12 protein-coding genes and 1 tRNA gene are annotated in these 13,797 nt (G+C 66.3%); 8 read left to right on the forward strand and 5 right to left on the reverse strand.

The window, feature by feature from the left end; all coding sequences use genetic code 11:
- Window positions 1-81: 81 nt before the first annotated feature.
- Window positions 82-1,155 carry a cell division protein ZapE gene (zapE, locus tag KSS94_RS09670; protein ID WP_217842759.1) on the reverse strand — a complete coding sequence of 358 codons (1,074 nt, stop codon included), beginning with the start codon at window positions 1,153-1,155 and terminating at the stop codon, window positions 82-84.
- 245 nt (window positions 1,156-1,400) lie between these two features.
- A complete protein-coding gene (locus KSS94_RS09675; RefSeq protein ID WP_217842760.1) occupies window positions 1,401-1,643 on the reverse strand; it encodes a hypothetical protein in 243 nt (80 codons plus the stop codon).
- 318 nt (window positions 1,644-1,961) lie between these two features.
- Here KSS94_RS09675 and KSS94_RS09680 point away from each other — a divergent pair.
- Window positions 1,962-2,036 (forward strand) — tRNA-Gln (locus tag KSS94_RS09680).
- Window positions 2,037-2,087: 51 nt separating this feature from the next.
- Here KSS94_RS09680 and KSS94_RS09685 read toward each other — a convergent pair.
- The 3 genes from KSS94_RS09685 to KSS94_RS09695 are packed head-to-tail and all read right to left on the reverse strand — an operon-like array spanning window position 2,088 to window position 7,211.
- Window positions 2,088-4,481, reverse strand: coding sequence for a response regulator (locus KSS94_RS09685; RefSeq protein ID WP_217842761.1), 2,394 nt, complete (start codon window positions 4,479-4,481; stop codon window positions 2,088-2,090).
- 9 nt (window positions 4,482-4,490) lie between these two features.
- Complete coding sequence (locus tag KSS94_RS09690; RefSeq protein ID WP_217842762.1) at window positions 4,491-4,952, reverse strand: response regulator; 462 nt, start codon at window positions 4,950-4,952, stop codon at window positions 4,491-4,493.
- A 15-nt stretch (window positions 4,953-4,967) separates the two neighbouring features.
- A complete protein-coding gene (locus KSS94_RS09695; protein ID WP_217842763.1) occupies window positions 4,968-7,211 on the reverse strand; it encodes an ATP-binding protein in 2,244 nt (747 codons plus the stop codon).
- 260 nt (window positions 7,212-7,471) lie between these two features.
- Here KSS94_RS09695 and KSS94_RS09700 point away from each other — a divergent pair, with 260 nt between their 5' ends.
- From KSS94_RS09700 to KSS94_RS09730, 7 genes are all read left to right on the forward strand, one after another.
- Window positions 7,472-7,999: a Csu type fimbrial protein gene (locus KSS94_RS09700; protein ID WP_217842764.1), complete on the forward strand. Its 528-nt coding sequence runs from the start codon at window positions 7,472-7,474 to the stop codon at window positions 7,997-7,999.
- A 24-nt stretch (window positions 8,000-8,023) separates the two neighbouring features.
- A complete protein-coding gene (locus KSS94_RS09705) occupies window positions 8,024-8,560 on the forward strand; it encodes a Csu type fimbrial protein (RefSeq protein ID WP_217843557.1) in 537 nt (178 codons plus the stop codon).
- A gap of 17 nt (window positions 8,561-8,577) precedes the next feature.
- The gene (locus KSS94_RS09710; RefSeq protein WP_217842765.1) at window positions 8,578-9,111 is read left to right on the forward strand and encodes a Csu type fimbrial protein; all 534 of its coding nucleotides are present in this window, start codon (window positions 8,578-8,580) and stop codon (window positions 9,109-9,111) included.
- 3 nt (window positions 9,112-9,114) lie between these two features.
- Window positions 9,115-9,618: a Csu type fimbrial protein gene (locus tag KSS94_RS09715; RefSeq protein WP_217842766.1), complete on the forward strand. Its 504-nt coding sequence runs from the start codon at window positions 9,115-9,117 to the stop codon at window positions 9,616-9,618.
- 36 nt (window positions 9,619-9,654) lie between these two features.
- Window positions 9,655-10,431: a fimbrial biogenesis chaperone gene (locus KSS94_RS09720; protein WP_217842767.1), complete on the forward strand. Its 777-nt coding sequence runs from the start codon at window positions 9,655-9,657 to the stop codon at window positions 10,429-10,431.
- A gap of 108 nt (window positions 10,432-10,539) precedes the next feature.
- On the forward strand, window positions 10,540-12,834 hold the full coding sequence (locus tag KSS94_RS09725) for a fimbria/pilus outer membrane usher protein (protein ID WP_225935890.1): 2,295 nt from the start codon (window positions 10,540-10,542) through the stop codon (window positions 12,832-12,834).
- Window positions 12,831-13,796 carry a Csu type fimbrial protein gene (locus KSS94_RS09730; protein ID WP_217842768.1) on the forward strand — a complete coding sequence of 322 codons (966 nt, stop codon included), beginning with the start codon at window positions 12,831-12,833 and terminating at the stop codon, window positions 13,794-13,796. The genes KSS94_RS09725 and KSS94_RS09730 overlap by 4 nt, the downstream gene beginning before the upstream one ends.
- Window position 13,797: the final 1 nt, after the last annotated feature.

Here is a 13,797-nt window from a genome sequence, read left to right on the forward strand (position 1 = left end):
CTGGCCTCATCGCCGGCAAGCCGGCTCCTACATGAGATCGCATGCCCCTGTAGGAGCCGGCGTGCTGGCGATGAGGCCGGTTCAGGTTAACCCATCCTGCGGCCCCACCTGATGCAACTGCCCCAATCGGCTGCGGGTACGCATCAGGTCGGCCAGCGGCCCGTCCAGGCTGTCGGCCAGTGGCCGCTGGCCAATCACAGTCACCTGCCGGTCCTGGTCGTACAGCACGTCCACCAGGTTGACGAAGCGCTGCTGCGCCGCCAGCGAACATTCGGCCAGGTCGTCCAGGCCATCGATGATCCAGTGTTCGTAGCGCTCGGCGAGCACCAGGTAATCGATCACCGCAGTGGCCTGCTCGCACAGGTCGGTGAAGGCGAACATCACCCGTTGGCCGTCCTCGGCCAGCACCCGCAGCGGGCGCTTGTTGACTTCCAGCACCTGCGGTTGCGGCGCAGGCAGTTGCAAGGTTGCGCGCTGCGCCGCATCTCCCGGCCACACATAGTGCCCCTGGGTGAACCGTTGGTGCGCGCGGTTGGCCGGCAGGCTGCGAAAATCCGTGTCACCACCGACTTCCAGCACCTGCATGCGGCCATGGATCAGGCGGATCACCGGCAGGAAGCGTTCGTGGTAAAGCGGGTTGGGCAGCAGGCCCTCAGGGGCGTAGTTGGAGGTCACCAACAGCAGGATGCCGCGCTCGAACAGGGCGTTGAACAGCCGGGTCAGCAGCATCGCGTCGCCGATGTCATGTACGTGGAATTCGTCGAAGCACAGCACCTGAACCTCACCCAGCAGCTCGTCGAGAGTGGCGCCGAGGGCATCGGGCAGTGCGCGGTGGCGGTGCATGCCCTGGTGCAGGCGGGCAAAGAAGTCGTGAAAGTGCAGGCGGCGCTTTTCCGGTATCGGTACCGCCGCGAAGAAGTTATCGAGCAACCAGCTCTTGCCGCGGCCCACCGAACCGTACAGGTACAGGCTGCTGGGTTGGCCCTGGTCAAGGGCGGCCAGTTGCGCGGCCATGGCCTCGATCACCCGGCACTGGCCCTCGCTCAGGGTGTAGCCGCGCTCGGTGGCCTTGGCCTGGAAGTGCGTCATCAACGTGCATTGCTGCGCGGCGGCGGGGCGTTGGCGGCGCAGGGGGGCGGGGATCCAGGTGGACAACGGGTGGCTCCTAGGCGAGGGCAGGGCGCGGCGTGCTTGGGGCCTGGATTTTGACCAATAGGCAGGCCGGTGGGCAAGTGTCGGGGGCAGGGTCAGAAACCGTCCTGTGCCGGCCTCATCGCCGGCAAGCCGGCTCCTACAGGGACCGCACCCGCCTGAAGGTCATGCGGCCCCTGGAGGAGCGGCTTTAGCCGCGAACACCTGCTTAGCCGGTGCCAGGCACTGCGTCGCCTGCACCCATGGAATCAGCCCTTGCGCTCCAGCTGCCGCTCGATCATGTACTTCACCGCCAGGCGTTTCTCCTTCAGGTGGCGTAAATCCTCGTCGACGAAGTTGCCCGCCGAAATGGCCTCGGCTGCCAGCACCTGGTTGTCGATATCGACATATTCATCCAGCAGCCGATCGAGCACCTGGTCGTGTTGGCGGCGTTGCTGAACGATTTCGCGGGGGTAGTGCAGGTCCTGGTACAGGTCGTGGGAAACTGGCATGGCGCCCTCCTTGTGTCTGCGCGGGTAAGCTCTACCTGATTGGAAGGGTCGATCACGATTGTGTTGAAGCGAAGCGGAAGAAAAACGACGGATGGTTGCCGCGAGGCCCATGGCGGGGTTGGCCGGTTATCAGGCAAACACCAGAGGGAAATAGGTGGGTTGGAGTAACTTGCTGTTTTCCAGCGTTTTTTTTCAAAAAAAGCTTTTCAACCGAAAACTTCGCTGGTAAAGTGCCGGCCATTCCTGCACAGCGGCACACGCTACGGGCAGTGAATAGTCAGATCGACGGTTGCATCAGCCAGCCGTCCTATCCGATACAGGGGCGTCGCCAAGCGGTAAGGCAGCAGGTTTTGATCCTGCCATGCGTTGGTTCGAATCCAGCCGCCCCTGCCATTACTCTCTCAGCAGTTGCATATCTCCCCAATCGCCTTCTGGCGATTTTTTTCATTCTGCCTTTCGCTTTTCCAGCAGCTCGGCCAATGCCAGGGCCAGCGCCTGCTCGTGCACCGGTTTCTGTATGACCAGGCTGCGCTCCAGGGCAAACTCTTCCAGCTCGGCGTAGCCTGTCAAAAACACCACCGGCAACTGCGCGAAGCGCTGGCGGGCGGCCAGGGCCAGTTGTTCGCCGTTGAGCCCTGGCATGGCGAAATCGGTCAGCAGCAGGTTGATGCTGTCGTCCAGCAGCGCCAGTGCCTGCTGGCCGTTATCGGCCTGGCGTACCTGGTAGCCCAGGCGGCGCAGCACATCACCGATCATTTCGCGTACCAGGTGGTCGTCGTCCACCAGCAGAATGCGCTGCCCGGCGCCGCTGGCCGGCAGGTTGCGGGCTTTGGTTTGTTCGGCGAGCGGAGCGGTTTGCGCCGTGCGTACTGACGGCAGGTACACGCTGACTTCGGTGCCGCGCCCGGGGCGGGTGTCGATGCGTACGCCGCCGCCAGACTGCTTGGCAAAGCCGAATACCTGGGCCAGGCCCAGGCCCGAACCCTTGCCGATATCCTTGGTGGTGAAGAAGGGTTCGAACACCTTGGCCAGCACCTCTTCGCTCATGCCGCAGCCGGTGTCGCCAATGCTCAGCACCACGTATTCCCCAGGCTCGGGGTCTTCCGGGCGACGCGGGCGGGCGCTGACTCGGGTGTTGCGGGTGGCCAGGGTCAGCTGGCCGCCGCTGGGCATGGCATCGCGGGCGTTGATCGCCAGGTTGAGGATGATCATCTCGGTCTGGGTCGGGTCGGTCAGCGCATGCCACAGGTCGCGGGCCAGGTCCAGGCGCACGGCGATGCGCCCGCCGAGGGTGCGGCTGAGCAGTTCTTCCAGCCCCGAGAGGGTGTGGTTGAGGTTTAGCGGCACCGGCTCCAGGCGCTGTTTGCGCGAAAAGGCCAGCAACTGCGCGGTGAGCTTGGCGCCACGCTCGCCCGCTTCGCGGATGTGTTGCAGGCGCTTGTCGGCCTTGTCCAGCTGGCCCTTTTCCAGGTCGCGCTGCAGAAAGCTGGCGCCGGTGAGGATCACCGTCAGCAGGTTGTTGAAGTCGTGGGCCACGCCGGCAGTGAGCTGGCCCACCGCTTCCAGGCGCTGCATCTGTTGCAGCGCAGCTTCGACACGTTCGCGCTCGGCGATCTGTTCGCGCAGCCGGTTGTTGGCTTCGGCCAGGTCCAGGGCGGCCTCGCGTTCGCTGGTGATGTCGCGGGCGACCACGTGCAGCAAGGTGTCATCGGGCACCACTACCCACGACAGCCAGCGTTGCTGGCCGCTGGCATGCAGGATGCGCCCGACGAAACGTGCGCTGGTGCGCCCCAGCGACAGCGCGGCCAGCTCGGCCAGCAAGGCGTCCTGGTCGACCTCCGGCAGCAACTGCAGCAGTGAAACTTGCCCGAGGCGCTCTCGGGTAAAGCCCAGGCTGGCTTCCCAGGCCGGGTTCAGGGCAACGGGCGTGAGGTCTTTGTTCAGCACCGCCAGCAAGTCCTGGGACAGCTCCCAGGCGCGGTCGCGCTCGCGGGTGCGGCGTTCCACGCGTTCGCCGAGCATTGCGTTGAGCTGCTCCAGGGCGCGTGTGGCCTGGCGTTGCTGGTGGATATCCTGCAGCACACCGGAAAAGCGCACGCAGTGGCCATCGACGAACTGGGTCTGGCCGCTGGACAGCAGCCAGCGCGGCTCCAGGCCGTTGGGCTGGGCGATGCGAAACTCCACCCGGTAATGGCCGTCGCTGTCCGGGCGCATGGCCTGTTCGACGGCGCCCTGCACCAGGGCGCGGTCATCCGGGTAGACGCCTTGGTAAAACACTTCAAGGGTCATCTCGGTGTCGGCTGGCACGCCGAACAGCGCCTTGCAGCGGTCGTCCCAAAGCAGCTCGCCTTGCCCGGGGCGAAAGTCCCAGGTGCCCATGCCGGCGGCGTCGATGGCAATGCGCGCGCGGGCTTCGACATTGGCCAGGGCTTCTTCGGCGCGGCGTCGGCGCTGGCGTTCCTGCACTTCGGTCAGGGCCCGGCGCACAGCCTTGGGCAGCAGTGGCAGGTTCTTCTTCAGCACATAATCGGTGGCGCCGAGGCGGATCATCTCCACCGCGTGCTCCTCACCATAAATGCCCGAGAGGAAGATGAACGGTACATCCGGCGCCAGGCGCTGGGCGATGGCCAGCACCTCGGTGCCGGACGAGCCCGGCAGCACGCAATCGCAGAGGATCAGGTCGAAGCGGCCATCGGCCAGGGCATGCTCGACGCCGGTGTGGTCGAACACCAGCCGCGAACGAACCTGCAGGCCGCTGCGCTCAAGGCTGGCCAGGGTAAGCTCGGCGTCCAGGCTGCTGTCTTCGACCATCAGCAGGTTGAGTGGCGCGTGCTGCATCCTTTGCCCTCAGTTGCCGGTACGGCGGTTCAGGCGCAGCGAGCCGGGTGGCGGTTCGTTGAGCACCGCCCAGAACACCCCCAGGTCCGAGATGGCGGCGACGAATTCCTTGAATTCCACCGGCTTGACCACGTAGGCATTGACGCCCAGCTCGTAGGCGCGCAGCAGGTCCGGCTCCTCGCGCGAGGAGGTCAGCATGACGGTGGGGATGCTGCGCAGCTCGGCGGTGCCACGCACCACCTTGAGCACCTCCAGGCCATCGACCTTGGGCAGCTTGAGGTCCAGCAGCATCACTGCCGGATTGCCGTCGTCACGTTCGGCGTAGGTGTTGCGCCGCAGCAGGTAATCGAGGGCTTCGGCGCCATCGCGCAGCACGATGACTTCGTTGGCCAACTGGCTGCGCTCCAGCGCAAGGAGGGTCAACTCCAGGTCCCTGGGGTTGTCTTCGACCAGCAGGATGGGCTTGAGCATGATGTGCGTGGTGCCTCAGTGTGCCGCCGCAGGGCGGGGCAGGGTGAAATGAAAACTGGCGCCCTGGCCTGGCTGGCCTTCGGCCCAGACCCGGCCATCGTGGCGCTCGATGATGCGCCGCACACTGGCAAGGCCAATGCCGGTGCCTTCGAACTCTTCCATGCGGTGCAGGCGCTGGAACACGCCGAACAGCTTGCCGGCATAGGCCATGTCAAAGCCCACGCCGTTATCGCGCACGTACACTTCGGTCTCGTGGGCGTGTTGCACGCTGCCCACTTCGATACGTGCAACATCGCGCCCGCGGGTGTACTTGAGGGCGTTGCCGATCAAATTGGTCAGCGCCATGTTGAGAAAGGCCGGGTCGGCGTGGACCTTGGGCAGCTCGGCGACCTGCCAGTGCACCTGGCGCCCGGCATAGTCGGGGGCCGTTTCGTTGCGGATGGCCTCGACCAGCGTGTTGAGGTCCACATCCGACAAGCGTAGCGCCGAGCGGCCCATCTGCGAGAAGTTGAGCAGGTTGTCGACCAGGGTGCCGGCAAAGGCTGCCGCCTCCTCGATATGCGACAAGAAGCGCCGGCCGCGCTCGGACAGGTGCTCGCCCTCGATTTCGCCGAGCAGCTCGCTGTAACCGGCAATGTGCCGCAGCGGTGCGCGCAGGTCGTGGGACACACTGTAGGAGAATGCCTCGAGCTCCTTGTTCGAGCGCTTCAGCTCGCCGGCCAGTTCGGCCAGCTCTTCGGCCTTGCGCAGCACGATGCCCAGTACCGCGCTGCGCAGCTCCAGTACGCTTTCGATGATCAGCGGGCTCCAGGTCGCGCTGAAGCCGCGCACCTCTTCCTGCCAGCGATCGAAGCTGTGCCGCGGGTGCAGGTTGCCTTGCATGTCGGGCAGCTTTTCCGGGCGCCCGGCCCAGTTCACCGTATGCCGCTGTTCGGGGCGGAACCACAGCAGGTAGTGCGAGTGGATCTGCGAGATGGCCACTGCCAGCACGCCCCCGACATGTTCGGCCAGCTCCGGCAGCAGGTCGATGTCGCGACGCACGTTATCGCTTAGAAACAGCCCGTCCCCATCACGTTGCCCCAGCCAGTGCACCAGGGCGTTGACCTGGGCCTGCGGCGGCGTGCTGCCGATCAGGTCGCAGCGGTCGGCGCTGATGATCGCGGCGCCGCTGGCATCGGCGAATTGCAGCATCACTTCGGGCAGGGCCAGCAAGCCTTGGCTGACGCTGTCATGGTCGGCCATGGCGGCGAGCATGCGCACGATGCGCTGGCGCAGGTCGAGCAATTGGCGCGTGCTGTTGTGCGACTCGTGCGCCTCGATCTGCAGCGACAGCACGCTGGCCAGCAGCTCGCAGGCGGTGCGGGTGCGAAAGTCTACACGGCGCGGCGTGGTGTGGTGGCACGACACCAGGCCCCAGAGCTTGCCGTCGACCACGATCGACAGCGACATCGAGGCCAAAGTGCCCATGTTGCGCATGTACTGCAGGTGTACCGGCGACACGCTGCGCAGCGAGGCGAAGCTCATGTCCAACGCCTTGCCGGTACGCGGGTTGGTGGCCGGTACCAGCATCGAGGGCTGATAGTCGGCATCTTCGATCACCCGGATGCGGTTTCTGCGGTACAGCTCGCGGGCCTGCTGCGGGATGTCCGAGGCCGGGAAGCAATGGCCGAGAAAGCGTGGGTAGCCGGGGTCGGCTTCTTCGCTCAGTACCTTGCCCACGCCTGCCTGGTCGAAGCGGTAGGCCTTGACCCGGCCGAAACCGGTGATCTGCTTGATCTGTTGCACCGACTGGCGCAGCAGTTCGTCGATGCTGGTGGCCTGGTGCAGGGTGCTGACGAAGGCGCGTACCAAGGGGTAGTAGTCGCCCTGCGGGCTATCCAGGTGGTTGTCCTCAAGCTCGAGGATCAGCACCTGGTCATGGCGGTGGGCGAGTACCCGCAGCAGGCCCTGGCACGGGGCTTCAGGGTGCAGGCGCAGGTCACCGATGTGAAACGGGAAGATCTCTTCGTCAGGCACGGCGGTGAGTTGGCCGCGCAGGTCGACCCCCGGGGCCAGCAGTTCGGGCAGCGCTCGGCCGAGCAGTTCGCTGGCCGGCAGGCCCAGCCAGCGCTGGCTGTTCTCGCTGGCCTGGAGAATGCGTAGCGTCTGCTCGTCCAGCACCAACAGGAAGCCTTGCGGCTGAATGCTGCCCGGGATCTGGATCGGTTCTTCGGCGCAGCGTTCGATGGCCTGGTCGAGCGGAGTCGGGGCAGTGCTCAAGTGAGTCTCCTGAAGGGGCCTTGCGTATCTGGCTTGCACGGTACCAGAAGCAGGCCCGCTTTGCCGGCATATGGCCTTTTGAGGGGCAGGAAGTTCAAGGGTTTCGTCACAATCACGGTAAATGTCTCATCGGTGCACGGGGGGAAGCCCCACGCTGTTCACTCCCTTTTTACTAATGCCAAAGAGAGATATCCCTCACCCGCCACGAGCATTTCCCACTGCTACGCTCAACCTCAACCTCTTCAGACAAGGATCGACAGGTGACGGAGCGCTTTTTGGCCGGATGGTTGGGCCTGTGGTTGAGCGGCAGTGCCGTGGCGGCGGACTTTCTGGTCGACGTGCAGGTGCTTGTGCAGCGCGGCTGCATGCTGGTCAGCCAGCAACGTGACGCCGGTGCCCAGGCCCTGGGTGTGATCGACCTGGGCAGTGCGGCACGTCTGGACGGCCCAGGTGCGCCCTTGAGCGGCGTGCTGTACAGCCCGCGCCCGCCGCGCCTTGAGTGCAACCCCGATACCACCTACCAGGTGCGCGTCGATGGCGGCCAACACGGTGGCGTCGGCCAGGTGCGCTACCTGGCCAATGCCGATGAGCGTGCCCGCCCGATCCCTTACCGCCTGTATCGCGATGCCGCCTGGCGTGAACCGCTGGAAGTCGGCGTGGCGCAATCGGCGCGGGTGCCGGACAGCGGCTCGGTGGAGCTGCCCCTGTACGCGCGTATCGACAAACTGGCCTGGGTGCCACGGGCCGGGCTGTACGCCGACCTGCTCAAAGTCACCGTCACCTGGTAAGGAGCCCGCATGGCCAAGGACGCGCTGCAACGTACTTCCCTGCTATTGCTGACGCTAGGCCCGATCCTGCTGCCGGGTGGCCTGGCCCATGGCAGCAGCACCGGCTTCATTCAGGCACGGCTGGTGATCAGCGCCGCCTGCCAGGTCAACAGCAACCCGCAGCAACCGGCGACCCTCGGCAACCCCGGGCTGATCGACTTCGGTGCCCAGGGCCCGACCTGGGATCAACCGCTGGCCACCCGCGTGGACGAAGCCGGCGGTGAAGGCAGCCTGCAGATCAGTTGCTCGCCGCAGGTGCGCGCGTTCAGCGTGCGCATCAACGAAGGGCTCAACGGCAGCGACGGTGTGCGTCGCCTGAGCAACGGCCGCGAAACCATCCCCTATCAGCTGGCCATCGACCCTGCTGGCAACAGCCGTTATGCCATCGGCCAGGCCCGCAACTTCAGCATCAGGGGCACCCAGCAGGTGCCCGTGCCCATTTACGGCGTGGTGGTCGCGCAGCCGCGAGCACTGCCGGCCGGGCTGTACCGCGACACCCTCAGAGTGACCCTGGACTGGTAACACCCAAGGAGATCCCGATGCCCAAGCACTACACCCGCTGCCTGCTCGCAGGCCTTGGCCTGGCCCTGGCGTCACAGGCCCAGGCAGCTACCGTGACCGGTACCATCAACTCGACCCTGACCCTGACCGCCGCCTGCCAGGTCAACGGCGGTACCGGTACCTCGGGGCTGAACTTCGGTACTTTGAACTTCGGCACCCAGGACGCCCTGTTCACCACTGCCAATGCCCAGGTGCTGGGCCCTGGCGGCGGTGCCATGAGCATCCTCTGTTCGTCGGGCACGGTGCCGGCGGTACGCGTGCGCGCCGGCAGCCATGACGGCCAGTCCACTGGCGGCACCCGTGCGCTGGCCGACGGTGCCGGCAACTTCGTGCCCTACGACTTCTACACCGACTCCGGGCGCACCCAGCTGCTGGCCATCGACGGCACCATTACCTTGCCCACCAGCACGGGGGTTGCCCAGACCGTCAACCTGTATGGCCAGGCGCGCGGCAAGGCGGGCCTGCCGGCCGGGGTGTACACCGACACGGTGGCGGTCGAGCTGAGCTTCTGAGCCATGCCCGGCGCGTGGCGGTTGCTTGGCCTGGGCCTTGCGCTGGCGCTGGCGCCACCGGTGCAGGCGGTCACCACCAGCACCTTCCAGGTGTCGGCGACCATTGCCGCCGGCTGCCTGGTGGTGGGCGGTGTGACGGCTTATGGCGTGCTTGACTTCGGCACCCGCTCGGCGCTGGCTACCGGGGTGGTCGGCACCTCGCTGGGCGGCACCACGGTGACCTTCCAGTGCACCCCGGGCGTGGGCCTGAGCATGAGCCTGGATGGCGGGCAAAACAGCGCCAGCGGTACGCGCAACCTCAAGCGCAGCGGCGGCACCCAGTTGCTCGCCTATCAGCTTTACAGCGACGCCGCCTACAGCCAGGCGCTGGGCATTGGCAGCAGCGTCACGGTGAGCTACAGCGACCCGAACGCCATCAAGTTGCCGGTGTACGGGCGCACCACCTTGCCCGGCAACCTGCCGGCCGGAACCTACACCGATGTCGTGCAAGTGACGGTGACCTGGTAAGCCCAGGCGCCGCAAAACCAGAAGAAGGAGAGGGGCATGCGGGCAGGCGCGAAACTGGCGCAGGGAATCATCGGGCTGATGTGGCTGGCAAGCCTGCCGGCCTTCGCCGCCACCTCGGTGCTGATCTGGCCGATCGACCCAGTGCTGGAGGCCGACCAGAAGGCCGGCGCGTTGTGGCTGGAAAACCGCGGCAGTACGCCCACCAGCCTGCAGGTGCGGGTGTTCGCCTGGCGCCAGGGCGAGTACCAGGAGCAGTTCCAGGCTCAGCGCGAGATCATCGGCAGCCCGCCGGTGGCCAACATCCCGCCGGGGCAGAAGCAACTGATCCGCCTGACCCGCACCGGCAGCTCGCCGGCCGGGCAGGAGCAGGCCTACCGCATCATCATCGACGAGATCCCTTCACCGCTGCCCAGCGACCCGGCCAGCGAAGGGCCGAAAGCCGCCATTCGCCTGCAGATGCGCTACTCGGTGCCGCTGTTCGTCTACGGCGAGGGGCTGTGGGGCAAGGCCGACCCGGAAGGCAAACGCAGCGCCGACGGCGTCGGCAAGCCGCAGTTGAGCTGGCGGGCGGTGTCGGTGCAGGGCAAGCCCTATGTAGAGCTGCGCAACAGTGGCCCGGTGCATGCGCGGCTGACCGACGTGGTGCTGCAGCAGGGCGGCCAGGAGCGGCCGTTGGTGGAGGGGTTGTTGGGCTATGTGCTGCCCGGCGCCAGCATGCGCTGGCCGGCCCCGTCCGCGCCCGGCGCGGCCAGTGTGCTCAAGGGGCGGGTCAACGGCCAGGATACGGCACAGGCGATCAAGCAAGGCCTGTAGTGACAAGAACCGGTGAACGTCAGGGCCCAGGGAGGACCCGGCAATGGTTGGAAATCGTGTGTGATTTGGGGGCGAGCGGTAACGCATCGGTTGTGGCTGGGCCTGGCCGTGCTAGGGCTCGGCCAGGCGGTGGCCGACGAGCTGCCGCCGCCGCCGACCGAAAGTGCGGCCATAGCCGATGCCACGCTCTACCTCGACCTGCTGGTGAACCAGGTGGGCAAGGCTGAGCTGGTGCCGGTGCAGCAGCGGGCAGGGCGCCTGTACCTGCCAAGCGAGGTGCTGCGTGACGCCGGCATCACGCTGCCGGGCAACCCCCAGGGCGAGGTGGCGCTGGACGACATTCCCGGCCTGCACAGCGACTACGACAGCCAGAACCAGCGCCTGCTGCTGCAAGTACCGCCTGCCTGGCTGCCTGACCAGCAGGTGGGTGACCGCGGCCTGTACCCGGCCAGCGATACCCGCACCAGCTTCGGCGCGTTGCTCAACTACGATGCCTACCTCAACGACACCGACGACGGCGGCACCTACCTGGCCGCCTGGAACGAGCTGCGCCTGTTCGATACCTGGGGCAGCTTCTCCACCACCGGGCAGTGGCGCCAGTCGTTCAACGGCGCGCAAAGCGACACGCGCCAGGGCTTTTTGCGCTACGACACCACCTTCCGCTACATCGACGAGCAGCGCCTGCTCAGCTACGAGGTGGGCGACCTGGTGACCGGCGCCTTACCCTGGACCACCTCGGTGCGGGTCGGCGGGCTGCAGCTGTCGCGGGACTTCGGCGCCCGCCCGGACCTGGTCACCTACCCACTGCCGGCGTTTGCCGGTGAGGCCGCAGTGCCCACTTCGCTGGACCTGTTCATCAATGGCTACAAGACCAGCAGCACCGACCTGCAGCCAGGCCCCTACACCCTGACCAACGTGCCGTTCATCAACGGCGCCGGCGAGGCGGTGGTGGTGACCACCGACGCCCTGGGCCGCCAGGTGTCCACCACGCTGCCGTTCTACGTCACCAGCAGCCTCTTGGCCAAGGGGCTGTCGGACTTCTCGCTGGCGGCCGGCAGCCTGCGCCGCGACTACGCCGTGCGCGACTTCGCCTATGGCCCCGGGGTGGCCTCGGCCAGCCTGCGCCACGGGCTGTCGGACTTCTTCACCCTGGAGACCCACGCCGAGACGTCCGAGTCGCTGATGCTTGGCGGCCTGGGCGGCAACCTGCGGGTGGGTACCTTCGGTGTGCTCAACGCCGCCGTGGCGCAGAGCCGCTTCGACGGCGACAGCGGCCAGCAGGTGGCGCTGGGTTACCAGTACAACAGCCGGCGCCTCGGCTTCAACTACCAGCGCATCGAGCGCCACGGCGAGTACGCCGACCTATCGCTGGTCGACAGCCCCTACACCCGCCTGAGCCGGCGCAGCGAGCAGGCCACCGTGAGCCTGAACCTGGACAGCTACGGCAGCCTGGGCGCCGGCTACTTCGACATCCGCGCCGGTGACGGCTCGCGTACGCGGCTGCTCAACCTCAGCTGGAGCAAGCCGCTATGGGGCAACAGCAGCCTGTACCTGTCGGCCAACCGCGACATTGGCGACAGCCACTGGGCGGTGCAGGCGCAGTTGGTGATCCCCTTCGACCTGCACGGCACCCTGGCCCTTAGCGCCGAGCGCAGCAAGGACGGTCAGGACCTGCAGCGGGTCAACTACAGCCGTGCGGTGCCGGTGGGCGGCGGCGTGGGTTACAACCTGGGCTACGCCACCGGCGGCACCACCGGTGACTACCGCCAGGCCGACCTGACCTGGCGCCTGCAATCGGTGCAGTTGCAGGCGGGGATGTACGGCAGCAGCGAACAGATGACCCGCTGGGCCGATGCCAGCGGCTCGGTGGTGTTGATGGATGCCGGGCTGTTTGCCGCCAACCGCATCGATGATGCCTTTGTGGTGGTCAGCACCAGTGGCTACGGCAATGTGCCGGTGCGCTACGAAAACCAGCTGGTGGGCCGCACCGACCGTAACGGTCACTTGCTGGTGCCCTACAGCAGTGGCTACTACCGCGGCAAGTACGAGATCGACCCCATGGAGCTGCCGGCCGATGTGCTGGCACCGCAGGTGGAGCAGCGTGTGGCGGTGCGCCGCAACAGCGGCTACCTGCTGGAGTTCCCGCTGCGCCGGGTGCTGGCGGCCAGCCTGGTGCTGGTGGACGGCAAGCAGCAGGACCTCAAGCTGGGCAGCCGCGTGCTGCACCAGGAGAGTGGCACAGAGGCGGTGGTGGGCTGGGATGGCCTGGTGTACCTGGAGAACCTCTCACCGAGCAATCACCTGCAGGTGGAGAAGGCCGATGGCGGGCAGTGCCTGGTCGAATTCGCGCTGCCCGAAGGGGAGGGGCCGATCCCGCTGATCGGCCCGCTGGTGTGCCAGTGAGGTTGCATCATGGGGTGTTGCTGCTGGCAGCACTGCTGCCTGGCACGGCCTGGGCGTTGTGCGGGGTGGTGGCCACCGCGCCGGCGGCGTTCGGCTCGATCAACTCGACCCTGGTGCGCACCACCGTGCAAAACGCCTCGACCACCAATGCCGGGTTGCAGTGCACCGGTTCGCTGTTGTCGTTGCTGGTGAGTACCGACCATATCTATGCCACGATCACCGCCAGTACCGGCGGGCTGGTAGGGCCGACCGGCGATGTGATCCCCTACACCCTCTACGCCAACAACACGACCAGCTACCCGATCACCCGCGGCACCCAGTTCGATTTTGCCCGCAACAACCTGGTCGACGCCCTCGGGCTGCTCAATGGCAACACACCCAAGACCGTTCCGCTGTTCATGCGCACCGTAGTAGGGGCCAATGTTGCCGCCGGGACCTATACCGAAACACTGAACATTGCCTGGGCCTGGAACTACTGCGCGGGAATCGGCCTGGGCAATATCTGCCTGGGGCGCGATAACGGCGCTGGCAACCAGACCGTCACGGTCACCCTGACGGTGACCAACGACTGCCAGATCACCACCCCCAACATCAGCTTCGGCAGTGCGCCGGTGGTGGCCGGGTTCGCTACGGTGAACCAGAGTGTCAGCCTGTCGTGCACCAAGGGCAGTGCCTACACGGTGGGGCTGGATGATGGCCAGAACGTTTCGGGTGGGCGCCGGCGGATGAAGTCCGGCACCAGCAACTACCTGGCCTACGACATCTTCAAGAGCGCCGGCACCACCCGCTGGGGCTCGGTGGGCGCGGCGCGGCGTTCGAGCAGCGATGCCAACGTGAACCCCGGCAACGGCACCGGTACCGGCAGCCAGGTGTTCAACTACAACGCCAAGGTGTACACCGACCAGGCCACGCCGCCGGCGGGGAGTTACCTGGATAATGTGATTCTGGATGTGGCGTTTTGAG

Origin of the sequence: Pseudomonas fakonensis, assembly GCF_019139895.1 — a bacterium.
Classification (GTDB): Bacteria; Pseudomonadota; Gammaproteobacteria; order Pseudomonadales; family Pseudomonadaceae; genus Aquipseudomonas; species Aquipseudomonas fakonensis.

Coding starts and splice junctions, on each gene's coding strand:
- KSS94_RS09675 (WP_217842760.1), bottom strand. CDS start 1,643: ATGCCAGTTTCCCACGACCTGTACCAGGACCTGCACTACCCCCGCGAA.
- KSS94_RS09685 (WP_217842761.1), bottom strand. CDS start 4,481: ATGCAGCACGCGCCACTCAACCTGCTGATGGTCGAAGACAGCAGCCTG.
- KSS94_RS09690 (WP_217842762.1), bottom strand. CDS start 4,952: ATGCTCAAGCCCATCCTGCTGGTCGAAGACAACCCCAGGGACCTGGAG.
- KSS94_RS09710 (WP_217842765.1), top strand. CDS start 8,578: ATGCCCAAGCACTACACCCGCTGCCTGCTCGCAGGCCTTGGCCTGGCC.
- KSS94_RS09715 (WP_217842766.1), top strand. CDS start 9,115: ATGCCCGGCGCGTGGCGGTTGCTTGGCCTGGGCCTTGCGCTGGCGCTG.
- KSS94_RS09720 (WP_217842767.1), top strand. CDS start 9,655: ATGCGGGCAGGCGCGAAACTGGCGCAGGGAATCATCGGGCTGATGTGG.